We start from the raw sequence: 24,570 nt of genomic DNA, 5'->3' as shown, positions 1-24,570 counted from the left end.
CTGTCCAGGCGCGGGCGGGGCCGGGCAGCGCCGGCGGGATGAGCCCGTCGAAGGGCTTCGGACGGGCGAAGTGCAGCACGCCCATCCCGGCCAGCGCCGCGGCCATGCGGCGTGCACCGGTCCCCGTGGCCCCGGCCGTGCCGGTCCGGGGAGCCGACGCGCGCCGCACGCTCAGGCCTCCTCGGCGTGGGCCAGCTCGATGTCCGTGACCTCGAGCTCGCCGTCGGCCTCGGTCAGCGTCACGTCCGCGACGTTGCCGGCGCCCTTGAGGTCCGCCAGGCCGCCGCGCAGCGCGTCGAGCTGCGCCGCGGCGGCGCGGACGGTGGCGGTGCGCACCTGCGTGCGCTGCTTGACCTTGGCCTCGGACTTGGCCTTGCGGACCCGGCCCAGCACCTGCGCGACGACGGCCAGCACCTGCGGGTCCCCGCCCTCGGCGGCGGCGCGCAGGCCGGCGGCCTCGGACTCCAGGCCCGGCCACGGCGCGCGGTGCACGGAGCCGGTGCGCCACCAGCTCCACACCTCCTCCGTGGCGAAGGGCTGGAACGGGGCCAGCAGCCGCAGCAGCGAGTCGAGGGTGGTGGCCAGGGCGGCCACCACGGAGGCCTGCTCGGCCTCGCCGTGGCCGCCGTAGGCGCGGTCCTTGATGAGCTCCACGTAGTCGTCCGTGAACTGCCAGAAGAACGACTCGGTCACGTTCAGCGCCCGCGCGTAGTCGTAGGCGTCGAACGCGGCGGTGGCCTGCTCCACCGTGGTGGCCAGCCGGGCCAGCAGGGAGGCGTCCAGGGCGTTGGTCACGCGCGCGGCATCCTCGGGGGTGCGGACCACGGCGTCCCGGGTGGCGCCGAGGTTGAGCACGAACTTCGCGGCATTGAGCAGCTTGATGGCCAGGCGGCGGCCGATCTTCATCTGCGCCACCTCGTAGGCGGTGTCCGCGCCGAGGCGGGCGGAGGACGCCCAGTAGCGGACGGCGTCGGAGCCGAACTCCTCCAGGATGTCCGTGGGGACCACCACGTTGCCCTTGGACTTGGACATCTTCTTGCGGTCCGGGTCCAGGATCCAGCCGGAGAGCGCCGTGTCCGTCCACGGCACGGAGCCGTTCAGGGCGTCGGCGCGGACCACGGTGGAGAACAGCCAGGTGCGGATGATGTCGTGGCCCTGCGGGCGCAGGTCGAACGGGAAGACGTTCGCGAAGAACTCCTCGTCCCGGGACCAGCGGCCCACGATCTGCGGGGTGAGCGACGACGTCGCCCAGGTGTCCAGGACGTCCGGGTCGCCGGTGAAGCCGCCGGGCTGATCGCGCTGGTCCTCGGTGAAGCCCGGGGCGGTCTCGGCCACCGGGTCCACGGGCAGGGCGGCGTCCTCGGGGACGATCGGCTCGTCGTAGACGGGCTCGCCCTCGGCATCGAGGCGGTACCAGACGGGGATCGGCACGCCGAAGAAGCGCTGACGGGAGACCAGCCAGTCGCCGTTGAGGCCCTCCACCCAGTTCTCGTAGCGGTGGCGCATGTGCTCGGGGTGCCAGTCCAGCTCGCGGCCGCGGGCGATGAGCTGCTCGCGGCGGTCGGCGTCGCGGCCGCCGTTGCGGATGTACCACTGGCGGGAGGTGACGATCTCGAGGGGCTTGTCGCCCTTCTCGTAGAAGTTCACGGCGTGCTGGACCTTCTTGGGCTCGCCGTCCATCAGGCCCGCCTCGGTGAGCGCCGTGACCACGGCCTCCTTCGCGGAGAACACGGTCTTGCCGGCGATCGACTCGGCGTAGAACGCGCGGCCGGCCTCGGAGGAGATCCACTCGGGGGTCTCGGCGGCGAAGCGGCCGTCGCGACCGATGAGGGTGCGGGTGGGCAGCTGCAGCTCGCGCCACCAGGTGACGTCGGTGAGGTCGCCGAAGGTGCAGACCATGGCGATGCCCGAGCCCTTGTCCGGCTTGGCCAGCTCGTGGGCCTTGACCTCCACCTCGACGTCGAACAGCGGCGAGCGCACCATGGTGCCGAAGAGCGGCTGGTAGCGCTCGTCGTCCGGGTGGGCCACGAGGGCGGAGCAGGAGGCGAGCAGCTCGGGGCGGGTGGTCTCGATGAACACCTGGGTGCCGTCCGCCGCGGTGAACGGGTAGCGGTGGTAGGCGCCGGGGACCTCGCGGTCCTCGAGCTCGGCCTGGGCGACGGCGGTGCGGAAGGTGACGTCCCACATCGTCGGGGCCTCGGAGAGGTAGGCGTCGCCCGCGGCGACGTTGCGCAGGAAGGCGCGCTGGGAGACGGCGCGGGAGACGTCGTCGATGGTCCGGTAGGTCATCGACCAGTCCACGGACAGGCCCAGGCGGGTGAAGAGGTCCTCGAAGACCTTCTCGTCCTCCACGGCGAGCTCCTCGCAGAGCTCGATGAAGTTCTTGCGGGAGACCACGTCCCAGTCGCGCTGGTTCTTCGCGGGCTGCGCCGGCGGGGTGTAGCCCTCGATGTACGGCTTCGTGGGGTCGCAGCGGACGCCGTAGTAGTTCTGCACTCGGCGCTCGGTGGGCAGGCCGTTGTCGTCCCAGCCCATCGGGTAGAACACGTTCTTGCCGGTCATGCGCTGGTAGCGGGCCAGCACGTCCGTCTGCGTGTAGGAGAACACGTGGCCCACGTGGAGCGAGCCGGAGGCGGTGGGCGGGGGAGTGTCGATGGAGTACACCTGCTCGCGCGTGGTGCGCGGGTCGAAGGCGTAGGTGCCCTCCTGCGCCCAGCGGGCGGTGAGCTTCTCCTCCAGGCCCTCGAGGCCCGGCTTGTCCGGCACGGCCACGGCGCCGGCGGCGGGGGTGGAAGCGGTCGATGCGTCGATGGGCGTGTCTGTGCCCTGCGTGTTCTCAGCCATGCCCGTCATCATCCCATGCGGGCCGACCCGTTCCGTGGGCTACCGTCGTGGACGTGAGCCACACCACCGAGAACCAGAGCCCCCGCGCCGCCGTCGTGACCGGCGCGACCACCGGCATCGGCCGCGCCACGGCCATCGAGCTCGCCCGCCGCGGCTGGCGGGTGTACGCCGTCGGCCGACGCGCCGAGCGCCTCGACGCCCTCGCCGCGCAGGCCCGCGAGGAGGCCGTGCCGGGCGAGGTCGTCCCCGCGCCCCTCGACGTCACGGACGAGGCCGCCGTCGCCGGGCTGGTCGCCCGTGTGGACGCGGACGGCGGGATCGACACCCTCGTGAACATCGCCGGCGGCGCCCGGGGCACGGACTTCGTGGGCGCCGGCAGCCGCGAGGACTGGGAGTGGATGTACCGCGCCAACGTGCTCGGCACCCTGGCCATGTGCCAGGCGTTCCTGCCCGGGCTGCGCGCCCACGGCGAGGGCACGGTGCTCAACCTGACCTCGACGGCGGCCGTCACCGCCTACGAGGGCGGCGCCGGCTACAACGCGGCGAAGATGGGCCAGCACGGCCTCACCGCCGCGCTGCGCCTGGAGGAGGCCGAGCACAACGTGCGCGTGATCGAGGTGCTGCCCGGGATGGTGCACACCGAGGAGTTCTCCCTCATGCGCCTGGGCGGGGACGCCGCGGCCGCCGAGAAGGTCTACGCGGGGGTGGAGAAGCCGCTCACCGCCGAGGACGTCGCCGAGGTGTGCGTCCACGCCGTCGAGCTGCCCCACCACGTGAACCTGGATCAGATCGTGATGCGGCCGGTCGCCCAGGCTGCCCAGCACAAGGTGATCCGCCGGTGAGCGGCGGGCCGCAGAACGTGTGGGCCGACGCGGTGGGCTCGGCATGAGCGCGCCCGTGCTGCACGTGATCTCCTGCGCCCACGGCACGCACGACACGGCCGGCCGCGTCGTGATCGACGGCCTCCGTGCCGACCTGGCGGCCCTCCTGGACGCCGAGGGGCCGGGCGCCCAGGTCCACGAGGCCTACGTGGACGTGCAGAGCCCCTCCCTCGACGAGGTCGTGGCGGCCCTGCCCCCGGGGGAGCCGGCCGTGATCGTGCCGCTGCTGCTGTCCTTGGGCCATCACGTCCACCACGACATCCACCACGCCGCGGCCGCCCGACCCGACACGATCGCCGCCGCACCGCTGGCCGGGGCCGGGGACGACGTCGAGCCGCGCCTGGTGGCCGTTCTGGCCGAGCGGGTGGCCCGGGCGGTGCCGGCCGGTGAGGCCGCGACATCGGACGTCATCCTGGCGGCGGCCGGCACCCGCGCCGCGGACGGTCAGGCCCAGGTGCACGCCTTGGCCGCGGCCCTGGCCCGGGCCACGGGACTGCCCGTGACCGCGGCGTTCGGGGCGGCGGCGACCCCCCGGGTGCCCGACGCCGTCGCCCGGGTGCACGCTGCCGGCCGTCGCGCCGTGGTGGCCGCCCACCTGCTGGCCCCCGGGCACTTCCACGACCGACTCGGCGAGAGCGGCGCGGACGTGGTCACCGACCCCCTGCTGCCGCATCCGCTGGTGGCGCGGATCGCCCTGGACCGGCTGCGGTCCGCCCTCGTAGAGGCCCCGAGGGGGGCCGCCGGAGGCCGCTGAGCCGTCCGTCACACGATCGGGGCCGGGCCCCCGCCGCGGCCCGGCCCCGGGAACGTGACGAACCGCGTCGACGATCTTGGGGCCGGCATGCCGGGTTCCTAGCGTGGCGGCCATGACCCAGGTGAACGAGACGTCGAGGCCGGCGCGTACTCCGCGCCGTCCCTCCGCCAAGCCGCACGGCCAGTGGAAGGTGGACGGGACCACCCCCCTGAACCACAACGAGGAGTTCAAGCAGCAGGACGACGGCCTGAACGTCCGCGAGCGCATCGAGCAGGTCTACGCCCACGAGGGCTTCGACTCGATCCCCTCGGACGACCTGCACGGCCGCTTCCGCTGGTGGGGCCTGTACACCCAGCGAAAGCAGGGCATCGACGGCGGCAAGACCGCCACCCTCGAGCCCCACGAGCTCGAGGACCGCTACTTCATGCTGCGCGTGCGCATCGACGGCGGCGACCTCACCACCGAGCAGCTGCGCGTGATCGGCGGGATCTCCACCGACTTCGGCCGTGACACCGCGGACATCACCGACCGGCAGAACGTCCAGCTGCACTGGATCCGCGTCGAGGACGTCCCTGAGATCTGGCGGCGCCTGGAGTCCGTGGGCCTGTCCACCACCGAGGCCTGCGGCGACGTGCCGCGCGTGATCCTCGGCTCACCGGTGGCCGGGATCGCCGCAGACGAGATCATCGACCCCACGCCCGTGATCCGGGAGATCGCGGACCGCTGGATCGGCGACCTCGAGGTCTCCAACCTGCCCCGCAAGTTCAAGACCGCCATCACCGGACACCCCTCCCAGGACGTGGTCCACGAGATCAACGACATCTCCCTGATCGGCGTGGTGCACCCCGAGCTGGGTCCCGGCTACGACCTGTGGGTCGGCGGCGGCCTGTCCACGAAGGCCCGCCTGGCCGACCGGATCGGCGCGTTCGTCTCGGCCGAGCGCGCCCCTGAGGTGTGGCACGCCGTCGTGAGCATCTTCCGCGACTACGGCTACCGGCGCCTGCGCAACAAGGCCCGCATGAAGTACCTGCTCGAGGACTGGGGGCCGGAGAGGTTCCGCACCGTGCTGGAGGAGGAGTACCTCGGCTACGCCCTGCCCGACGGCCCCGCCCCGGCCCCGCCCACCCGCCCCGGCGACCACGTGGGGGTCCACGAGCAGAAGGACGGCCGCTTCTACATCGGTGCCGCCCCCGTCGTCGGCCGCTCCAGCGGCACCACCCTCACCGCCCTCGCGGACCTGCTCGAGGCCCACGGCTCCACCCGGCTGCGCACCACCCCGCACCAGAAGATCGTGGTGCTGGACGTGGAGCGGGACCGGGTGGACGCCGTCGTGGCCGGCTTGAAGGAGCTGGGGCTGGACCCGGAGCCGTCCGTGTTCCGCCGCTCCACCATCGCCTGCACGGGCCTGGAGTTCTGCAAGCTCGCCATCGTGGACACGAAGGACACCGCCGCCGCCGCGATCGCCCAGCTCGAGGAGCGCCTGGCCGACCTCGCCGACCGCCTCCCCGAGCGGCTGAGCCTGCATGTGAACGGCTGCCCCAACTCCTGCGCCCGCATCCAGACCGCGGACATCGGTCTGAAGGGCCAGCTGCTGCCGGACGGCGACGGCGGCCAGACGCCCGGCTTCCAGGTCCACCTGGGCGGCGGGCTGGCCTCCGTGGACCGCGCCGAGGCCGGCCTCGGACGCAGCGTCCGCGGCCTGAAGGTCCGCGCGGACGGGCTGGTCGACTACGTCGAGCGCCTCGTCCGCCGGTACGACGAGCAGCGTGAGCCGGGCGAGACCTTCGCCCGGTGGGCGCACCGAGTCGACGAGGAGGCCCTCCGATGAGCACCGTTCCCCCCACCCGTCCGACCGAGGAGCTCGAGCGCCTGCAGGCGCTCGCGGAGTCCGGCGCCGCCGAGCTCGGCTGGGACGCCCCCGCCGAGGCGGTGGTCGACTGGGCCGCCCGCCATGTGAACCTCCGCCGGGCCGCCGTGGCCTGCTCCATGGCCGACGCCGTCCTGCCGCACCTGGTGGCGCAGCGGATGCCCGGCGTGGACGTCCTCTTCCTGGAGACCGGCTATCACTTCACCGAGACCCTCGCGACGCGCGACGAGGTGGCCCGCCGCCTCGACGTCACCGTGGTGGACGTGCTCCCGGAGCTGACCGTGGCCGAGCAGGACGAGCGCCACGGCAAGGACCTGTTCGCCCGTGACCCTGGGCTGTGCTGCGCGATGCGCAAGGTCGAGCCCCTCAACCGCGCGCTGGCCGGATACGACCTGTGGTTCACCGGCGTCCGCCGGGACGAGGCGCCGACGCGCACGAACACCCCGCTGGTGGGCTGGGACGAGGCCCACGGCATGGTCAAGGTCAACCCCGTCGCCCCGTGGAGCTTCGACGACCTGGTCGGCTACGCCACGGACCACGACGTGCCCGTGAACCTGCTCCTGCAGAACGGCTACCCCTCGATCGGCTGCCGTCCCTGCACCCGCCCCGTCGCCCCCGGGGAGGACCCCCGAGCCGGGCGCTGGGCCGGGACCGCGAAGACCGAGTGCGGCATCCACGTCTGAGCACCGCTCCCGAGACAGACCAAGGAGACACGATGACCCTCACCCATGCCCCCGACCCGGGGACCGTGAGCCCCGCCGGGCCCGACGTCCAGGACGCACTGGAGGCCGAGGCGATCCACATCATCCGCGAGGTGGTGGCCGAGTTCGAGCGCCCCGCCATGCTCTTCTCGGGCGGCAAGGACTCGGTGGTGATGCTCCACCTGGCCGCGAAGGCCTTCTGGCCGGGGAGGATCCCCTTCCCGGTGGTCCACGTGGACACCGGCCACAACTTCCCCGAGGTCCTCGAGTTCCGCGACCGCACGGTGGAGCGGCTCGGCCTGCGGCTCGTGGTGGGATCCGTGCAGGAGTACATCGACCGCGGTGAGCTGCGTGAGCGCGCCGACGGCACCCGCAACACCCTGCAGACCACCCCCCTGCTGGACACGATCCGGACCAACCGGTTCGACGCCGTCTTCGGGGGAGGCCGCCGTGACGAGGACAAGGCGCGGGCCAAGGAGCGGATCATCAGCCTGCGGGACGCGTTCGGGCAGTGGGACCCGCGCAACCAGCGCCCCGAGCTGTGGAACCTCTACAACGGCCGTCACACACCCGGCCAGCACGTCCGCGCGTTCCCCATCAGCAACTGGACCGAGCTGGACGTGTGGCGGTACATCGCCCGCGAGGGCATCGAGCTGCCCCCCATCTACTACGCGCACGAGCGGGAGGTCTTCCGCCGCGACGGCATGTGGCGCGCCGTGGGGGAGCACTCCCGGCCGGCCGAGGGGGAGGAGGTCACCACGCGGACCGTGCGCTACCGCACGGTGGGTGACATGTCCTGCACCGGCGCCGTCCTCTCGGAGGCCGCCACCGTCGAGGATGTCGTGCTCGAGGTCGCCGCCTCCACCCTGACCGAACGCGGGGCCACCCGCGCCGACGACCGCATCTCCGAGGCGGCCATGGAAGATCGCAAGAAGGACGGGTACTTCTGATGAGCACCGCACTGCTGGACCGGCACGCCCCCGCCGGGACCCTGTTCCGCCTGGCCACGGCCGGCTCGGTCGACGACGGCAAGTCCACCCTCGTGGGCCGCCTCCTGCACGACTCCAAGGCCGTCCTGGCCGACCAGCTCGAGGCCGTGGCCCGCACCTCCGCCGAGCGCGGCTTCGGCGGCGCCGAGGGCGGGCTGGACCTGGCGCTGCTGACCGACGGCCTGCGCGCCGAGCGGGAGCAGGGGATCACGATCGACGTCGCATACCGCTACTTCGCCACCGACCGGCGCACCTTCGTGCTGGCCGACTGCCCCGGGCACGTGCAGTACACCCGCAACACCGTCACGGGCGCCTCGACGGCCGACGCGGTCGTGCTGCTCGTGGACGCCCGCAGTGGCGTGGTGGAGCAGACCCGGCGCCATCTCAGCGTGGTGGCCCTGCTGCGGGTGCCGCACGTGATCGTCGCCGTCAACAAGATCGATCTCGTGGACTACTCCGAGGAAGGCTTCACCGCGATCGCCGAGGACGTCCGGCGCGTGGCCCGGGAGCTCGGCCTCTCCGACGCGGTGAGCGTCCCGGTGTCCGCCCTCCAGGGCGACAACGTGGTCACCCGCTCCGAGCGGACGGACTGGTACACCGGCCCCACGCTCATGGAGCTGCTCGAGTCCCTGCCCGGGGCGGACGCCGAGGACGACGCCGCGGCCTCCTTCCGCTTCCCGGTGCAGCTCGTGGTGCGCCCTCAGGGCGCCCTGGCCCCCGGTCTCGACCCCGAGGTCTTCCGCGACTACCGCGGCTACGCCGGGCAGGTCGTGGCGGGCACCGTCCGGCCCGGGGACGCCGTCGCCGTTCTCACCCCGGGGCAGCCGGCGCGCACCACCACCGTGGTGGGCGTCGACGCCGCCGGCGAGTCCGTCGAGGAGGCCTCCTCCCCGCAGTCGGTGGTCCTGCGCCTGGCCGACGAGGTGGACGTGGCCCGCGGGGACACGATCGCCGCCGCGGACACCGCCCCGCGTCCCACCGCGGAGGTGGCCGCCGCGCTGTGCTGGCTCTCCGCCGCGCCGCTGCGCGTCGGGCAGCAGGTCCTTGTCAAGCACGGCACCGCCGTCGTCCGGGCGCTCGTCCAGGAGGTGGCCGGCCGGCTCGACCTGGACACCCTGCGGCTCGACCCGGCCGAGACGCTCGGGCTCAACGACATCGGACAGGTGCGCCTGCACCTGGCCGCGCCGCTGCCCGTGGAGCCCTACGCCGTGCATCGGCGCACCGGGGCGTTCCTCGTGATCGACCCCCAGGACGGGGCCACGCTCGCCGCCGGCATGGTGCGCGGCGGCGACGAGGCCTGATCCGGATGACGACGGCGCGAGGGGAGCGGTCATGACAGTGGTGATGGAGGACGTGGGCAAGAGCTTCGGCGGGCCCACGCCCGTGCTGGAGGACGTCTCCGTGCGGATCGAGCCGGGCGAGTTCGTCTGCCTGCTCGGCGCGTCCGGATGCGGCAAGTCCACGCTGCTGAACCTCATCGCCCGGCTCGAGGCGCCCACCGCGGGCGTCGTCAAGGCTCCCCGGCAGGGGGCCGCGTTCATGTTCCAGGACGCCGCCCTCTTCCCGTGGCTCACCGCCCGCGGCAACATCGAGCTCGCCCTCCGGTTCGCCGGTGTGCCCGCGGCGGAGCGTCGGGGGCGTGCCGGGGAGCTGCTGCGTCTCGTCCATCTGGGCGACGCCGCCGACCTGCGACCCCACCAGCTCTCCGGCGGCATGCGCCAGCGCGTCGCCCTGGCCCGGGCCCTCGCCCAGGACCGCCCCCTGCTGCTCATGGACGAGCCGTTCGGCGCGCTGGACGCTATCACCCGCGACCTGCTGCACGTGGAGCTCGAGCGGGTGTGGCGTCAGACCGGTCGGACGGTCGTGTTCGTCACCCACAACGTGGCCGAGGCCGTCCGCCTCGGCCAGCGGGTGCTGCTGCTGTCCTCACGGCCGGGCCGCGTCGTCGCCGAATGGGACGTGCCCGCAGCCGCCCGCCACGACGCGCCCGCCGCGGCCGCCCTCACGGCCGCCATCACCGCCCGACTCGGTCAGGAGATCCGTCGTCATGCGCACTGACACCCCCACCCTCGACGCCCCCGGCCGCGCGCCGGGGGCCGCCGCCGACGACGAACTGCGCGAGCTCGACAGCGGCCTCGACGCGCTCCAGGCCGTCGACTCGGCCCGCCGGACGGGTTTGGCCGGGTGGGACTGGAGCCGGGTCCTGCTCCCGGTGGCCGCCGTCGTCCTGCTCGTGGCGATCTGGCAGGTCGCCGCGTGGCTGGCCGGTGCGCGCGGCGAGCCGATCACCGGTCCCGGCGACGTCCTCGGGGCCTTCGGGGCGCTGTGGGCCCAGGGCCTCGTCCAGCAGGCAGTGGCGACGTCGGTGGGCCGCGCCGTCGTGGGCTTCGCACTCGCCGTGGTCGTCGGCGTCGGGCTGGGCCTGCTGCTCGGACAGGTCGGCGTCCTGCGACGGGCGTTCGGCCCGCTGCTCACGGCCCTGATGGTGCTGCCCAACGTGGCCTGGGTGCCGCTCGCGGTGCTGTGGTTCGGCCTCAGCGACGCCACCGCGTACTTCGTGATGCTCACCGGCGCGGTCCCCGCCGTGGTCGCCGGCCTCACCACCGGCACGGACCAGGTGCCGCCGCAGCTGCGTCGCGCGGCCCGCGTGCTGGGCGCCTCGCGCCTTGAGACCGCCCTGCTGGTGGTCCTCCCGGCCGCCCTGCCCGCCTTCGTCTCTGGCCTGCGGCAGGGCTGGGCCTTCGCGTGGCGAGGCCTCATGGCCGCCGAGATCATCGCCGTCGGCGGGCCCATGGGGGTCGGACTCGGGACCCTGCTCCACGAGGGACGGGCCGAGTCAGACCTCGCCGTCGTCCTCTGCGCCGTCCTGGCCATCCTGGCCGTCGGCGTCCTCGTCGAACTGACCGCATTCGGCCCCGTCGAGCGGCGCATGCTGCGCCGCCGGGGGCTGCTGGAAGGGAGCACGCGATGACCGCGTCCGATCTGTACCCCACCTCCCTGCGTCTGCTCGGCCGTCCCGTCCTGATCGTGGGCGGCGGGCGCGTGGCCGGCCGCCGCGTGGGCGCCCTCCTCGACGCCGGTGCGCTCGTCACCGTGGTGGCCCCGGAGCCGGGGGAGGAGGTGGAGCGGCTCGCGGCGGCCGGCCTGCTCACCCTGCACCGCCGCCCCTACCGCCCGTCCGACCTCGACGGGGTCTGGTTCGCCCAGACCGCCACCGGCGACCGGGCCGTGGACGGGGCCGTGGCCTCCGACGCCGAGGCCCGCCGCGTCTGGTGCGTCGACGCCTCCGACGCCGAGTCCTCCGCCGCCTGGACGCCCGCCGTCGCCCGGGCCGGGGACGTGACCGTGGCCGTCAACGCCGGGGGAGACCCTCGCCGCGCCCGCGCCCTGAAGGACGCGATCACCCTCGCCCTGTCCACGGGGCGGTTGCCCCTGCGCCGGCGGCGCGCGTCCTCCGAGCCCGGCCGCGTGGCCCTCGTCGGCGGCGGCCCCGGCGACTCCGGGCTCATCACCGTGCGCGGCCGCCAGCTGCTCGCGGAGGCCGACGTGGTGGTCGCCGACCGGCTGGGCCCGCGCGCCCTCCTGGCCGAGCTGGACCCGGCGGTGCCCGTGATCGAGGTCGGCAAGGCCCCCGGGAACCACCTGGCCACGCAGGACGAGATCAACGCCGTCCTGGTCCGGGAGGCCCGGGCCGGCCGCCTCGTCGTCCGGCTCAAGGGCGGCGACCCGTACGTGCTCGGCCGCGGCGGCGAGGAGGCGGCGCACTGCCGCGCCCACGGCGTCGACGTCGAGGTGGTCCCCGGTGTCACGAGCGCCGTCTCGGTGCCCGCCGCCGCGGGGATCCCGGTCACCCATCGCGGCGTCGCCACCGGCTTCACGCTGGTGACCGGCCACGAAGAGCTGTCCGAAGTGCCCACCCGGGCCGACCACACGCTGGTCCTGCTGATGGGCGTGCGCCGGCTCGCGGACACCGCACGCCGACTGACGGAGCGCGGCCTCGATGGCGCGACGCCGGTGGCGATCGTCGAGCGCGGCTGGATGCCGGACCAGCGGGTCACCGTGGGCACGGTCGAGACCATCGCCGCGCAGGCGGCCGCCGTCGGTGTGGAGAACCCCGCCGTGATCGTCGTGGGCGACGTCGTGCGCCTGAGCCCCTACGCCACCGGCGCGCCTGCAGCCGGTGTCCCTGCCCCGATCTTGACCCTGAACCCGACCTCCGAAGGAGCACGAGCATGACCCTGACGCCCTCGTACCCGAGGCCTGAGCGCCCGCTGCGCATCGCCATCATCGGCGCCGGACCCGCCGGCGTCTACACGGCGGACATCCTGACCAAGGAGGAGCGGGACTTCCGCGTCAGCATCGACCTGTTCGACCGCTACCCGGCGCCCTTCGGCCTCATCCGCTACGGGGTGGCCCCGGACCATCCGCGCATCAAGGGCATCGTGAACGCCCTGCACAAGGTGATGGACCGCGGGGACATCCGCTTCCTGGGCAACGTGGACTACGGCACGGACCTGAGCCTGGCGGACCTGCGCCGCCACTACGACGCGATCGTGTTCTCCACCGGGGCGGTGCGGGACGCTGTCCTGGACGTGCCCGGGGTGGAGTTGGCCGGCTCGTTCGGTGGCGCGGACTTCGCCTCCTGGTATGACGGGCACCCGGACGTGCCGCGCCACTGGCCGTTGGAGGCCACCCAGGTGGCCGTCATCGGCAACGGGAACGTGGCCCTGGATGTGGCCCGGATCCTGTCCAAGCACGCCGAGGACCTGCTGCCCACCGAGATCCCGGACAACGTGTACCGGGACCTGGCCGCCTCCCCGGTCACGGACGTGCACGTGTTCGGCCGCCGCGGGCCGGCGCAGGTGAAGTTCACCCCGCTGGAGCTGCGCGAGCTCGCGCATTCCCGGGATGTGGACATCGTGCTGTACGAGGAGGACTTCGACTTCGATGAGGCCTCGGAGAAGGCGATCGAGGAGAACAACCAGGTCCGCACCATGGTCGGCACGTTGACGAACTGGCTGATGGAGCAGGAGGACCGTCAGCAGAGCGCCTCGCGCCGGCTGCATCTGCACTTCCTGCAGGCCCCGGAGCAGTTCCTGGACGAGGACGGGGACGGCCGCGTGGACGGGCTGCGGATGCGCCGCATGGAGTTGGACGGCGCCGGCGGCGTCCGCCCCACGGGGGAGACCGTGGACTACCCCGTGCAGGCGGTCTACCGGGCCGTGGGCTACTTCGGCTCGCCCCTGGACGGCGTGGAGTTCGACGACGTGCGCGGCGTGGTGCCCAACGACGAGGGCCGTGTGCTCGACGCCGACGGCGCCTCCGTGCCCGGCCTGTACGCCTCCGGCTGGATCAAGCGTGGCCCGGTGGGCCTGATCGGCCACACCAAGGGCGACTCCCTCGAGACGATCAAGCACCTGATCGAGGACGTGGACGGCCTCTGGACGGCGCAGGAGCCCTCGGAGGAGTCCGTGATCGAGCTGCTCGAGTCCCGCGAGGTCCCGTACACGACGTGGGAGGGCTGGCAGGCCCTGGACGCGCACGAGAAGTCGCTCGGCGCGCAGGCCACGGAGGCCGGCCCGGTCGAGCGCGAGCGGGTGAAGGTCGTGGACCGCGAGGAGATGACGCGGATCTCCCGCGAGAGCGTCCTCCTCGGCGCCGGAGGCTGAGCCCTCCCGTCGGGTGGATTCGCGGCCGGGCGCGGCCCACCCCTCGCCCGCGCCGCGGCCCGCTCCCTACCGTGGTGCCCATGACCACCTTCGCCGCAGCCGAACGCGCCCGCCTCGCTGACCTCCTGCTCGAGAAGGGCCCCCACGCGCCCACCCTGTGCGGCGGCTGGAGCACCCGCGACCTCGCCGCCCACCTCTGGCTGCGGGAGAGCCGGCCGGACGCCTTCGCCGCCCTGTTCATCCCGCCGCTGTCCCGCCACCTCGACCGCCTGACCGCGGAGACCAAGCGCCGCGACTACGCCGAGGTCGTGCGGGAGTGGGCCGCGGGCCCGTCGGCGCTGAACCCCATGCGGGCGGCGGACAGGCACGTGAACGCGGCCGAGCACTTCATCCACCTCGAAGACGTCCGGCGCGGCGAGTCGGCGGCCGGCGGCTCGCTGCCCGCCCCGCGCTCGTTCTCCCCGGACGAGGAGGACGCCCTCTACCGCTCGCTGCGCCGCATGGCCCCGCTGTTCCTGCGCACGTCCACGGCGCCGGTGGTCCTCCAGGGCCCGGGTCGCGCCCCGGTCACCGTCACCCGCGGGGCCGTGGCGCTGCGGGCGCCCGTCACGGTGACCGGCGAGGTCGGGGAGCTCCTCCTCTGGGCCTCGGGCCGGGACGCCGTGCACGTGGAGCTCGACGGCGACGCGTCGGCGGCCGTGCGCACCGCCCTCTGACGCGCTCCGGCCCCGCGGCTACGGGCCGACGCGTCGTCCACTACACTGGCGGGCACAGGCGTCGACCCGGCCATCACCGGCGAGCCTCCGGAAGAACGGGCCGCACGGCCCCAGTAGAACCGGACGGGTAAGCCCGTCACAGCAGTCATCAAGCGGCCAGCGCCCCGGGGACCTCCCGACGCCGGCAAGCAAGGTGGTACCGCGTCCGCGGCCGGCCGGAGGGTCGGATCCTCGGGCGTCCTTGCACGGAACCGACGCCCCGGACGCAAAGGACCACCGTGTACCCCCTCGCCTCCTCCGCCCCTGACGGCCGCACCCCCGCCTCCCCGCGCTTCCCGGAGATCGAGCGCCGCATCCTGGCGTACTGGGACGAGGACGGCACCTTCCAGGCCTCGATCGACCAGCGTCCCGCCCTGAACGAGGACGGTTCGCAGAACGAGTTCGTCTTCTACGACGGCCCGCCCTTCGCCAACGGCCTGCCGCACTACGGCCACCTGCTCACCGGGTACGTCAAGGACCTCGTGGCCCGTTACCAGACGCAGCAGGGCCGCCGCGTGGAGCGCCGCTTCGGCTGGGACACCCACGGCCTGCCCGCCGAGCTCGAGGCGATGAAGCAGCTGGGCATGACGGACAAGTCCGAGATCGAGGCCATGGGCATCGACACGTTCAACGACGCCTGCCGCTCCTCGGTCCTGAAGTACACGGACCAGTGGCAGGACTACGTGACCCGCCAGGCCCGCTGGGTCGACTTCGAGAACGACTACAAGACCCTCACCCCGGACTTCATGGAGTCCGTGATCTGGGCCTTCTCCGAGCTGCACCGGAAGGGCCTGACCTACCGCGGCTTCCGCGTCCTGCCCTACTGCTGGAACGACGAGACCCCGCTGTCCAACCACGAGCTGCGCATGGACGACGACGTCTACAAGATGCGCCAGGACCCCTCGGTCACCGTCACGTTCCCGATCACCGGCCTCCCGGCGGACCCCGCCCTCGTGCCCGACGGCGGCGCGGACGCAGCGCTCGCCGCGCACCTGGCCGGCGTCCACGTCCTGGCCTGGACCACCACGCCCTGGACGCTGCCGACCAACGCGGCCCTCGCCGTCGGCCCCCAGATCCAGTACGCCGTGGTGCCGGCCGGCCCCGAGGGCGCGACCGCAGACGGGGACCGCTTCCTCCTGGCCGTGGACCTCGTGGGCGCCCACGCCAAGGAGCTCGGCTACGCCGACGCCGACGCCGCCCGCGCCGCGGTCACCGAGACGATCCCCGGCGCCCGCCTCGGCGGCCTGTCCTACGCGCCGCTGTTCACGGACGTGTTCGACACCCACCGCGAGGAGACGTTCACGGTCAACGGCCGTGACCTCGGCGTCGAGGGCGCCCACCGCATCCTCGTGGACGACTACGTCTCCACCGAGGACGGCACCGGCGTGGTCCACCAGGCGCCGGCCTACGGTGAGGACGATCAGCGCGTGTGCGAGGCCAACGGCATCCCCGTGCTGCTCTCCGTGGACTCCGGTGCCCGGTTCCTGCCGCTGTTCGCCCGCGAGGACGTGGGCCGCGGCGACCTGCGCGAGATCGCCGGCGTGCAGGTTTTCGAGGCCAACCGCACCATCGTCCGCGCCCTGCGCGAGCTCGGCCGGGTCGCCCGCGAGGCCTCCTACGAGCACTCCTACCCGCACTGCTGGCGCTGCCGCACGCCCCTGATCTACCGCGCCGTGACGTCCTGGTACGTCAAGGTCACCCAGATCAAGGAGCGCATGCTCGAGCTGAACGAGGAGATCACCTGGATCCCCGGCAACGTGAAGCACGGGCAGTTCGGCACGTGGGTCGCCAACGCGCGCGACTGGTCCATCTCCCGCAACCGGTACTGGGGCTCGCCCATCCCGGTGTGGGAGTGCGACGCCGCGGACTGCGGCCACCAGGAGGTGCACGGCTCCCTCGCCGAGATCGAGGAGGCCTTCGGCCGCCTGCCCCTCAATGCCGAGGGCGAGGTGGACCTGCACCGCCCCTGGATCGACGACCTCACGCGCGAGCACGCGGGCTGCGGCGGCACCCTGCGCCGGGTCGAGGACGTGCTGGACGTCTGGTTCGACTCCGGCTCCATGCCCTACGCCCAGGTCCACTACCCGTTCGAGCGCGCGGACTGGTTCCCCACGCACAACCCGGCGGACTTCATCGTGGAGTACATCGGCCAGACGCGCGGCTGGTTCTACACCATGCACATCCTGGCGACCGCCCTGTTCGACCGGCCCGCGTTCTCCAACGTGATCTCCCACGGCATCGTGCTCGGCTCGGACGGGCAGAAGATGTCCAAGTCGCTGCGCAACTACCCGGACGTCACCGAGGTCCTGGACCGCGACGGCGCCGACGCGATGCGCTGGTTCCTCATGGCCAGCCCCATCCTGCGCGGCGGCAACCTCGTGGTCACCGAGGAGGGCATCCGCGAGGGCGTGCGCCAGGTGCTGCTGCCGGCGTGGAACGCCTACCACTTCTTCACCCTCTACGCGAACACGGCCCACGACGGCGGCGCCCGCCCCGAGGGGTACCGCGCGCAGGAGCGGCACACCGCCGAGGATCCCCTGGACCAGTACGTCCTGGCCGCCACGGGCCGCATGCTGCGGGACGTCAAGACGGCGCTCGACGCGTACGAGGTCTCCGACGCCACGGACGCGCTGCGCGCGTTCATGGACACCCTGACCAACTGGTACATCCGGCGCTCGCGGCAGCGGTTCTTCGACGAGGACACCGCCGCCATGGACGTGCTCTACACCGCCCTGGAGGCGTTCGCGCGGGCCGCCGCCCCGCTCATGCCGCTCGTGGCGGAGGAGATCTGGCGCGGCCTCACCGGCGGGCGCTCGGTGCACCTCACCGACTACCCGGACGCGGACCTGTTCCCGCACGGCCCCGAGGCCGACACCCTCGTGGCCCGCATGGACGCGGTGCGGCGCATCAGCTCGGCCGGCTCGGCCCTGCGCAAGGGCGCCGGCCGCCGCGTGCGCCTGCCCCTGCCGCGTCTGTCCGTGGTGGTGCCGGACGCCGGCGGCCTCGACGGCACCTACGCCCGCATCGTGGCCGACGAGCTGAACCTCAAGGACGTGAGCCTCACCGAGCTCTCGGACGAGGCCATCGCCCGCTACGGGATCGGCACCGAGCTGAAGCTGAACTTCCGCGAGCTCGGCAAGGCCTACGGCAAGCAGGTGCCGCTCGTGAAGAAGGCCGTGGACGCCGGCTCCTACGAGGAGACCGCGGACGGGCTCGCCGTGACCCTGGCCGACGGTGCGACCGTGACCCTGGCCCCCGAGCTGTACGAGCTGCGCACCGTCGCCGCCAGCGCCCCGGAGGGCACCGCCGTCGGTGTGCTGCCCGGCGCCGCCGGCTTCCTCGTGCTGGACACCGAGGTCTCCGCGGAGCTGGCCGCCGAGGGCACCGCCCGGGACGTGGTCCGCGCCGTCCAGGCGGCGCGCAAGGACGCCGGCCTGGACGTCTCCGATCGCGTGCGCACGCGGATTGATGGCCCCGCCGCCGTCGTGGCGGCGCTCGAGGCCCACCGCGACCTCGTCGCGGAGGAGACCCTCACGGTGGAGCTGGAGCTCGTGGACTCCGGCGAGGCCGACCCCCGCAAGGACCCGGCCGACGACGCGATGAAGACCGTGGCCGTCACCGTGGCGAAGGCGGACGCGTGAGCGGCGCGCCCGCCCCGCAGACGGTCGAGCAGGTCTACGCGGACCTGCTCGCCCGCGCCCCGGAGAACGCCATGGAGCCGCGGCTGGAGCCGATGCGGCGCGTGCTCGCGCTGCTCGGCGACCCGCAGCACGCGGCCCCCGTCATCCACCTGACCGGCACCAACGGCAAGACGTCGACGGCCCGGATGATCGAGGCGGTGCTGCGCTCCTACGGGCTGCGCACCGGCCGCTACACGTCCCCGCACCTGCAGAGCGTGACCGAGCGGATCAGCATTGACGGCGCCCCCGTGTCCGACGAGACGTTCGTGCGCGTCTGGGGCGAGATCCTGCCGATCGTGCAGGCCGTGGACGCCGAGCTGGAGGCCGAGGGCCGGCCGCGGCTGACCTACTTCGAGGCCGTCACCACCCTGGGCTTCGCGGTGTTCGCGGACGAGCCCGTGGAGGTCGTCGTCCTCGAGGTGGGCCTGGGCGGCATCACGGACGCCACCAACGTGGCCGACGGCGCGGTCTCCGTGGTCACCCCCATCTCCCTGGACCACACGGACCTGCTGGGGGAGACCGAGGCCGAGATCGCCGAGGAGAAGGCCGGCATCGTCAAGCCCGGCGGGGCCCTGGTCTCCGCGGTCCAGGAGCGGGACGCCGCGCAGGTGCTGCTCGAGGCCGCGCGGGCCGCGGACGTGCCGTTCCGCTTCGAGGGCGTCGAGTTCGGCGTCCTGGAGCGCTCCCTGGCCGTGGGCGGCCAGCAGGTCTCCGTCCGGGGGCTCGCCGCGGAGTACCGCGACCTCTTCCTGCCGCTGCACGGTGAGCACCAGGCCCAGAACCTCGCGGTGGCCGTGGCCGCCCTCGAGATGTTCCTGGGCGGGGGAGACCGCCCCCTGGACGAGGAGCTGCTGCGGGAGGGCCTGGCGCAGGTCGCCTCGCCCGGCCGCCTCGAGGTGCTGCGCACCGCGCCGACGCTGATCGTGGACGCCGCGCACAACCCGGACGGCGTCCGCGCCACGGCCAGGGCGGTGCAGGAGGCCTTCGGCTTCACCCGCCTGGCCCTGGTGGTGGGCATCCTCCGGGAGAAGGACGCCCCGGCCATGCTGGAGGCGCTCTTCCGGGCCTTCGGCGACGACGTCGAGGACCTCGCCCTCACGCAGTCCTCCTCGCCGCGGGCCATCCCGGCCGGCGACCTCGCGCGCATGGCCGTGGACGCCGGCTGGCCCGAGTCGGACGTGTTCGCCGCCGAGTCCGTCCCGGACGCCCTCGAGTGGGCGGTCGGCCGGGCCGAGGCGCTGGAGACGAGCGCCGACGAGCTGGCCTCCGGCACCGGCGGCGGCGTCCTCGTGCTCGGCTCCGTCACCCTGGCCGCGGAGGTCCGCGCCCTGGTCGGCGAGCCCCGGCACGCCGGCCCCGTGACGGTGGCCGCCCGCGGGCTGGACCCCGCGGACCTCCTCGACGCCGTCGGCCTGGCCGAGGCGGACGAGGACGACCTGGACCCCGAGATCCTCGAGCTGCTCGAGGACCGCGACGACGCCGGCTCCCGCCGCCGCACCGAGGAGGACCGATGAGCACGCCGCAGCCCGGGACGGGCCGCACCCCCGAGGAGGACGAGCGCTTCGGCGACGAGTCCTGGCGCCCCGAGCGCGAGACGCGGGCCCAGCGGGCCTGGCGGCCGGGCACCCGCCGGCGCCGCCGCTCCGTGCGCGCCCTGTTCACCTCCACCGTGCTCATGCTCGAAGCCGTGGTGATCTTCTTCCTCGGCATGATGCTGTTCGGCATGAACCGGGACCAGCCGGGGGCGGTGTGGTTCATCGCGGGCTACACGCTGCTCGCGGCCGTGGCCGTGCTCACCTGCGCGCTGGTGCGCCGGCCGGTCGGCATCGCGATCGGCTGGGCGATCCAGGCCGTGCTCGTGCTCTCCGGGTTCTGGGAGTACTCGATGTTCGTGGTGGGGGCCCTCTTCGCGCTGACGTGGGCGTACGCCGTGATCAAGGGCGGGGGCATGGACGTGGAGAACGCCGAGCGGGACCGGCTGCAGGCCGAGTGGGAGGCCGAGCACGGACAGTGAGCCCGGCGCCCCCACTAGGGTGGGTGCAGAACCGGACCCGGACGCACCCGTCCGCCGACGCAAGGAGCACCACCATGGCCCAGCACATCGAAGAGACCCTCGTCCTCGTCAAGCCGGACGGCGTCGAGCGCAACCTCGTGGGCGAGATCCTCGCGCGCATCGAGCGCAAGGGCTACGTCATCGCGGACCTGAAGATGCTCACCCCCACCCGCTCCATGCTCGAGCGCCACTATGAGGAGCACCAGGGCAAGCCGTTCTTCGACCCGCTGGTTGACTTCATGGCCTCCGGCCCCGTGGTGGCCGTGCGCGTCACCGGCAACTCGGTGATCGAGGGCTTCCGCTCCCTGGCCGGCAAGACCGACCCCACCGTGGCCGCCCCGGGCACCATCCGAGGCGACCTGGGCCGTGACTGGGGCGAGAGCGTGCAGAAGAACCTCGTGCACGGCTCGGACTCGTCCCTCTCGGCCGAGCGCGAGCTCGGCATCTGGTTCGGCTGACGACGGCGACGGCCCGGACGACGACGGCCGGTCACCCCGCGGGGTGACCGGCCGTCGTCGCGTCCGGGGGAGGGCGCTCAGCCCAGGCCGATGACGCCGAACCCCAGCTCGAGCAGGATCGTGGCGAACACCAGCACGTACAGGATCAGGATGACGGGCCAGGCGAGCTCGCGGGCGAGGCGGGCGGCGCCGGGGGAGGCCGGCAGCGTCCCGGTCTGGATGTTCCGCGAGGTCACCAGGACCAGCTGGGCGATGACCATGGCCCACACGATCATGCAGTACAGGCACAGGGTGCCGATGCTGTAGACGGCGGAGTACCAGAGCCACACGCAGAAGGCGAAGCCCGCGAGGATCCCCACGTTCATCAGCAGCCAGTACCAGCGGGCGAAGCGGGCGCCGGCGAAGAGGGACACGGCCACGGTGATCAGCACGGAGAAGGCCACGATCCCGATGTACGTGTTGGGGAAGCCGAACGTCATGGCCTGCCAGGACTGCATCACCTGGCCGCAGGACACCCACGGGTTGAGGTCGCAGCTGGTGCGGTGCCCCGGGTCGGCGGCCAGGATGGACCGCTCCACGATGATGACGATGGTCGCGGTCAGGGCCACGAGCGAGGTCACGAGCAGCGTCCAGGCCATGCCGGCCGGGCGGGCGTACCAGGACAGGTTCCCGTTCGACGCGGGCGTCTCGGCGGGCTGGGCGGGGCGGACGCGGTCCGCCGTGGGGGTCGAAGGCATGCTGTGAGTCTAGGCGCGCGGCGGAGGCGGGTGTGAGACAATCGGGCCTGGCCGTTCCGTGGCCACACCGCGGGACAGCCCGCTGCGCGCCCGACGTCGGGCCGCCGCCGAGGCGCCGCCCGCACCGATCATCGCGCGGGAGGCGGACGCCGGGGACGCCCCGCATGCGTCCGCGCGCCGCACAGGCGGACGGCACAAGACGCCCAGGCCCCGACCTCGAGGGCGCAGCGGTTCCGCGACGGGCCCGCACGGCCGCCGCGGTCCACCAGACGACTTTCTCGGTGTCCGCCTCCCGGCGCACCCGCGGCGCGCGGCGCCCGGGGCAACGCGGCCGGCGGCGGACCTGGACACGCCGGACGGCGGCGGGTGTGGCGTCGTCGGACGGCGGGAGGTGCTGCCATGGCGGCCAACGAGGACACGACCGGCGCGGAGGAACGCGCGGAGCAGACGGAGCAGACGACCGCGGAGAACTCCGCGGCGGTCGCGGGGCAGGCCGCGGCCGAGAGCCCCGTCGAGGACGGCGGGACCGTGACGCAGGCGCAGGCCGACGCGGCCGAGGGCGCCGACGCCCCCGAGCGCACCGCGGAGGCCGCGGACCTCGAGGACGAGGCCGAGACGGACACGGCCGCCGAGCCTGAGCCGGACGAGGCGCCCGGCGCGCCCGCGCTGCAGTTCGACCCCACCGACCCCTTCGCCGTGCCGGCGAACGTCATGGAGATCCTGCGGACCGAGAAGTCCGAGCGCCGCCCCGCCCGCGACGAGCGCCCGGCCCGCGGCGCCGAGGACGAGGACGAGGCCCCCGGCCGGTCCCGCCGACGTCGCCGCCCGTCCCGGGACCGCGACCAGGCCGAGACCGAGGCCGGCGCCGAGGACGAGGCCGTGGAGACGGCCGAGGGCGAGCAGGACGCCGAGACCGCCGAGCGCGGCGAGGGCGCCGTGGTGTCCCGCCGCCGTCGCCGTCGGCGCCGCGGGGACGTGGACATGGAGCTCGACGGCGGCGAGGACGGCGACCCGGAGAACACGGTGACCCGCGTGCGCGCCCCCCGGCAGGCCCTGAGCACCGGCTCGGACGCCGTGCAGGGCGTCAAGGGCTCCACCCGCCTGGAGGCCAAGCGCCAGCGCCGCCGCGACTCCCGCTCCGGCGGCCGCCGCCGCACCGTGATCACCGAGGCCGAGTTCCTCGCCCGCCGCGAGGCCGTGGACCGCAAGATGCTGGTCCGCCAGCGCGAGCACCGCATCCAGATCGCCGTCCTCGAGGACGGCGTGCTGGCCGAGCACTTCGTGTCCAACACCACCCAGGACTCGCTGATCGGCAACGTCTACGTGGGCAAGGTCCAGAACGTGCTGCCCTCCATGGAGGCGGCGTTCGTGGACATCGGCCGCGGCCGCAACGCCGTGCTCTACGCCGGCGAGGTCAACTGGGACGCCGCCCAGCTGGACGGCAAGCCCAAGAAGATCGAGAACGCGCTGAAGTCCGGTGACACCGTCCTGGTGCAGGTCACCAAGGACCCCGTGGGCCACAAGGGCGCCCGCCTGACCAGCCAGGTCTCGCTGCCCGGCCGCTACCTCGTGTACGTGCCCGGCGGCTCCATGACCGGCATCTCCCGCAAGCTCCCGGACGTGGAGCGCTCGCGCCTGAAGAAGATCCTCAAGGACCACCTCCCGCAGGACGCCGGCGTGATCGTGCGCACCGCCGCCGAGGGCACCTCGGAGCAGGAGCTGCAGAACGACATCAACCGCCTGCGCGCGCAGTGGGAGGGCATCCAGGAGAAGGCCTCCTCCACCAAGGTGCTGGCCCCCGAGCTGCTCTATGCCGAGCCGGACCTGACCATCAAGACGGTCCGCGACGTGTTCAACGAGGACTTCTCCGCCGTGCTGGTGCAGGGCGAGGCCACGTGGGACAACATCGAGGCGTACGTGACCTACGTGGCGCCGCACCTGCTGGACCGCCTGCACCACTGGGTGCCCCAGGACCACGACGGCGAGGACCTCTACGCCACCCACCGAGTGGACGAGCAGCTGCACAAGGCGCTGGAGCGCAAGGTGTACCTGCCCTCCGGCGGCTCCCTCGTGATCGACCGCACCGAGGCCATGACCGTGGTGGACGTCAACACCGGCAAGTTCACCGGCTCGGGCGGCAACCTCGAGGAGACCGTCACCAAGAACAACCTCGAGGCCGCGGAGGAGGTCGTCCGCCAGCTTCGCCTGCGGGACATCGGCGGCATCATCGTCATCGACTTCATCGACATGGTGCTCGAGGCCAACCAGGACCTCGTGCTGCGTCGCCTGGTCGAGTGCCTCGGCCGGGACCGCACCAAGCACCAGGTGGCCGAGGTGACCTCCCTGGGCCTCGTGCAGATGACGCGCAAGCGCATGGGCACCGGCCTGGTCGAGGTCTTCTCCGAGACCTGCGAGCACTGCGCCGGCCGCGGCATCCTCATCCACGACACCCCGGTCGAGCGGGGCCGCTCCGGCGGCGAGCCGCGCGGCGAGGGGGAGGGCCGCCGTCGCCGTCGCCGCAAGGGCGCCGGGGAGGGCGAGCAGGCCCAGCCCGCCGAGTCGACGACGACGGCCGGCGGCGAGGAGGTCGACGCGGAGGACGAGCGCCAGCGTCGCGAGCGCGCCGAGGCCGCCCGCGCCGCGCTGCACTCGATCGCCAAGGCCTCCGGCAAGGTGAGCGAGGACGAGGACCCGGCCGAGCAGGCCGCGCCCGCCGAGCAGGCTGCGGACGCCGCCGAGGACCAGGCCGCCGAGGCCGTCGAGGCCGCCCGCGAGGACGCGGCCGAGGAGACCGGCGAGGCCGGTGCGCAGGACGGTGAGGGCGCCGAGGACGAGGACGAGGCCCCGCGCCGTCGCCGCCGTCGTGGCCGGCGCCGCGGCCGCGGACGCTCGGAGGAGGCCGCCGAGGCCGCGTCCGAGGACGGGTCCCGCGACGCCGACGCCGCTCCCGCCGGGCAGGCCCCGGCCGCGGACGAGGAGGAGCCCCCCGCCGCCGATCCGGTCGCTCAGGCCGAGGCGGCCGTCACCGCGGTGGCCGAGGCGAAGGCCGACGCCGAGTCCGGGGGCGAGGAGCGCGAGGCCGAGCCGGCCGGGGACGAGGAGGGCGCCCGACCGCGCCGCGCCCGTCGCCGCCGGGGCGGCCGCGGCCGCTCCCGCCGTGGCGCCGACCGCGAGGCCTCGAC

The 24,570-nt window shown here is 73.7% G+C and carries 18 protein-coding genes; 16 read left to right on the top strand and 2 right to left on the bottom strand.

From position 1 onward, the window contains the following. Positions 1 to 171 precede the first annotated feature (171 nt). A complete protein-coding gene (gene valS, locus NWP10_RS04070; RefSeq protein WP_017488709.1) occupies positions 172 to 2,844 on the bottom strand; it encodes a valine--tRNA ligase in 2,673 nt (890 codons plus the stop codon). Positions 2,845 to 2,897: 53 nt separating this feature from the next. Between valS and NWP10_RS04065 the strand changes: the two genes are divergently transcribed. From NWP10_RS04065 to ndk, 15 genes are all read left to right on the top strand, one after another. After that, positions 2,898 to 3,686 carry an SDR family oxidoreductase gene (locus NWP10_RS04065; RefSeq protein WP_026106898.1) on the top strand — a complete coding sequence of 263 codons (789 nt, stop codon included), beginning with the start codon at positions 2,898 to 2,900 and terminating at the stop codon, positions 3,684 to 3,686. 43 nt (positions 3,687 to 3,729) lie between these two features. Beyond that, on the top strand, positions 3,730 to 4,479 hold the full coding sequence (locus tag NWP10_RS04060; protein WP_020480203.1) for a sirohydrochlorin chelatase: 750 nt from the start codon (positions 3,730 to 3,732) through the stop codon (positions 4,477 to 4,479). Between the two features lie 112 nt (positions 4,480 to 4,591). Then, complete coding sequence (locus tag NWP10_RS04055; RefSeq protein ID WP_258299963.1) at positions 4,592 to 6,307, top strand: nitrite/sulfite reductase; 1,716 nt, start codon at positions 4,592 to 4,594, stop codon at positions 6,305 to 6,307. Beyond that, complete coding sequence (locus tag NWP10_RS04050; RefSeq protein ID WP_017488257.1) at positions 6,304 to 7,029, top strand: phosphoadenylyl-sulfate reductase; 726 nt, start codon at positions 6,304 to 6,306, stop codon at positions 7,027 to 7,029. Before NWP10_RS04055 ends, NWP10_RS04050 begins: the two co-directional genes overlap by 4 nt. Positions 7,030 to 7,061: 32 nt before the next feature. Next, entirely contained in the window at positions 7,062 to 7,997 is a 936-nt protein-coding gene (gene cysD, locus NWP10_RS04045) for a sulfate adenylyltransferase subunit CysD (RefSeq protein WP_017488256.1), read from the top strand. Continuing rightward, entirely contained in the window at positions 7,997 to 9,337 is a 1,341-nt protein-coding gene (locus tag NWP10_RS04040) for a sulfate adenylyltransferase subunit 1 (protein ID WP_258299962.1), read from the top strand. Before cysD ends, NWP10_RS04040 begins: the two co-directional genes overlap by 1 nt. Before the next feature lie 31 nt (positions 9,338 to 9,368). Next, the gene (locus tag NWP10_RS04035) at positions 9,369 to 10,094 is read left to right on the top strand and encodes an ABC transporter ATP-binding protein (RefSeq protein WP_158494696.1); all 726 of its coding nucleotides are present in this window, start codon (positions 9,369 to 9,371) and stop codon (positions 10,092 to 10,094) included. Further along, a complete protein-coding gene (locus tag NWP10_RS04030; RefSeq protein WP_258299960.1) occupies positions 10,084 to 11,007 on the top strand; it encodes an ABC transporter permease in 924 nt (307 codons plus the stop codon). Before NWP10_RS04035 ends, NWP10_RS04030 begins: the two co-directional genes overlap by 11 nt. Beyond that, complete coding sequence (gene cobA / locus NWP10_RS04025; protein WP_258299959.1) at positions 11,004 to 12,272, top strand: uroporphyrinogen-III C-methyltransferase; 1,269 nt, start codon at positions 11,004 to 11,006, stop codon at positions 12,270 to 12,272. The genes NWP10_RS04030 and cobA overlap by 4 nt, the downstream gene beginning before the upstream one ends. Then, positions 12,269 to 13,705, top strand: coding sequence for an FAD-dependent oxidoreductase (locus NWP10_RS04020; RefSeq protein WP_258299958.1), 1,437 nt, complete (start codon positions 12,269 to 12,271; stop codon positions 13,703 to 13,705). Before cobA ends, NWP10_RS04020 begins: the two co-directional genes overlap by 4 nt. A gap of 80 nt (positions 13,706 to 13,785) precedes the next feature. Further along, positions 13,786 to 14,421: a TIGR03085 family metal-binding protein gene (locus NWP10_RS04015; protein ID WP_258299957.1), complete on the top strand. Its 636-nt coding sequence runs from the start codon at positions 13,786 to 13,788 to the stop codon at positions 14,419 to 14,421. 278 nt (positions 14,422 to 14,699) lie between these two features. Beyond that, positions 14,700 to 18,101: an isoleucine--tRNA ligase gene (ileS, locus tag NWP10_RS04010; protein ID WP_258299956.1), complete on the top strand. Its 3,402-nt coding sequence runs from the start codon at positions 14,700 to 14,702 to the stop codon at positions 18,099 to 18,101. Beyond that, a complete protein-coding gene (locus NWP10_RS04005; protein WP_258299955.1) occupies positions 18,098 to 19,654 on the top strand; it encodes a folylpolyglutamate synthase/dihydrofolate synthase family protein in 1,557 nt (518 codons plus the stop codon). Before ileS ends, NWP10_RS04005 begins: the two co-directional genes overlap by 4 nt. Beyond that, complete coding sequence (locus NWP10_RS04000) at positions 19,651 to 20,154, top strand: DUF4233 domain-containing protein (RefSeq protein ID WP_158494690.1); 504 nt, start codon at positions 19,651 to 19,653, stop codon at positions 20,152 to 20,154. Before NWP10_RS04005 ends, NWP10_RS04000 begins: the two co-directional genes overlap by 4 nt. Positions 20,155 to 20,228: 74 nt before the next feature. Then, positions 20,229 to 20,651, top strand: a complete 423-nt coding sequence (gene ndk, locus NWP10_RS03995; protein ID WP_158492707.1) for a nucleoside-diphosphate kinase — start codon at positions 20,229 to 20,231, stop codon at positions 20,649 to 20,651. A 77-nt stretch (positions 20,652 to 20,728) separates the two neighbouring features. Here ndk and NWP10_RS03990 read toward each other — a convergent pair whose 3' ends face one another. Then, complete coding sequence (locus NWP10_RS03990; RefSeq protein ID WP_258299954.1) at positions 20,729 to 21,388, bottom strand: vitamin K epoxide reductase family protein; 660 nt, start codon at positions 21,386 to 21,388, stop codon at positions 20,729 to 20,731. A gap of 399 nt (positions 21,389 to 21,787) precedes the next feature. On the opposite strand from NWP10_RS03990, the gene NWP10_RS03985 reads away from it, so the two are divergent. Further along, positions 21,788 to 24,570, top strand: a 2,783-nt coding sequence (locus tag NWP10_RS03985; protein WP_258299953.1) for an Rne/Rng family ribonuclease, incomplete at its 3' end; no start/stop codon positions are given.

Source organism: Micrococcus sp. HG099, assembly GCF_024723355.1.
In the GTDB taxonomy this organism is placed as follows: domain Bacteria; phylum Actinomycetota; class Actinomycetes; order Actinomycetales; family Micrococcaceae; genus Micrococcus; species Micrococcus endophyticus.
This window is presented reverse-complemented; position numbering and strand designations above follow the sequence as displayed.

What these genes read in the sequence shown, in the direction of transcription:
- valS (WP_017488709.1), bottom strand. Translation starts at nt 2,844, where the DNA reads ATGGCTGAGAACACGCAGGGCACAGACACGCCCATCGACGCATCGACC.
- NWP10_RS04020 (WP_258299958.1), top strand. Translation starts at nt 12,269, where the DNA reads ATGACCCTGACGCCCTCGTACCCGAGGCCTGAGCGCCCGCTGCGCATC.
- NWP10_RS04055 (WP_258299963.1), top strand. Translation starts at nt 4,592, where the DNA reads ATGACCCAGGTGAACGAGACGTCGAGGCCGGCGCGTACTCCGCGCCGT.
- NWP10_RS04030 (WP_258299960.1), top strand. Translation starts at nt 10,084, where the DNA reads ATGCGCACTGACACCCCCACCCTCGACGCCCCCGGCCGCGCGCCGGGG.
- cysD (WP_017488256.1), top strand. Translation starts at nt 7,062, where the DNA reads ATGACCCTCACCCATGCCCCCGACCCGGGGACCGTGAGCCCCGCCGGG.
- cobA (WP_258299959.1), top strand. Translation starts at nt 11,004, where the DNA reads ATGACCGCGTCCGATCTGTACCCCACCTCCCTGCGTCTGCTCGGCCGT.
- NWP10_RS03990 (WP_258299954.1), bottom strand. Translation starts at nt 21,388, where the DNA reads ATGCCTTCGACCCCCACGGCGGACCGCGTCCGCCCCGCCCAGCCCGCC.
- NWP10_RS04000 (WP_158494690.1), top strand. Translation starts at nt 19,651, where the DNA reads ATGAGCACGCCGCAGCCCGGGACGGGCCGCACCCCCGAGGAGGACGAG.
- NWP10_RS04035 (WP_158494696.1), top strand. Translation starts at nt 9,369, where the DNA reads ATGACAGTGGTGATGGAGGACGTGGGCAAGAGCTTCGGCGGGCCCACG.
- NWP10_RS04040 (WP_258299962.1), top strand. Translation starts at nt 7,997, where the DNA reads ATGAGCACCGCACTGCTGGACCGGCACGCCCCCGCCGGGACCCTGTTC.
- NWP10_RS04050 (WP_017488257.1), top strand. Translation starts at nt 6,304, where the DNA reads ATGAGCACCGTTCCCCCCACCCGTCCGACCGAGGAGCTCGAGCGCCTG.
- NWP10_RS04015 (WP_258299957.1), top strand. Translation starts at nt 13,786, where the DNA reads ATGACCACCTTCGCCGCAGCCGAACGCGCCCGCCTCGCTGACCTCCTG.
- NWP10_RS04060 (WP_020480203.1), top strand. Translation starts at nt 3,730, where the DNA reads ATGAGCGCGCCCGTGCTGCACGTGATCTCCTGCGCCCACGGCACGCAC.
- ndk (WP_158492707.1), top strand. Translation starts at nt 20,229, where the DNA reads ATGGCCCAGCACATCGAAGAGACCCTCGTCCTCGTCAAGCCGGACGGC.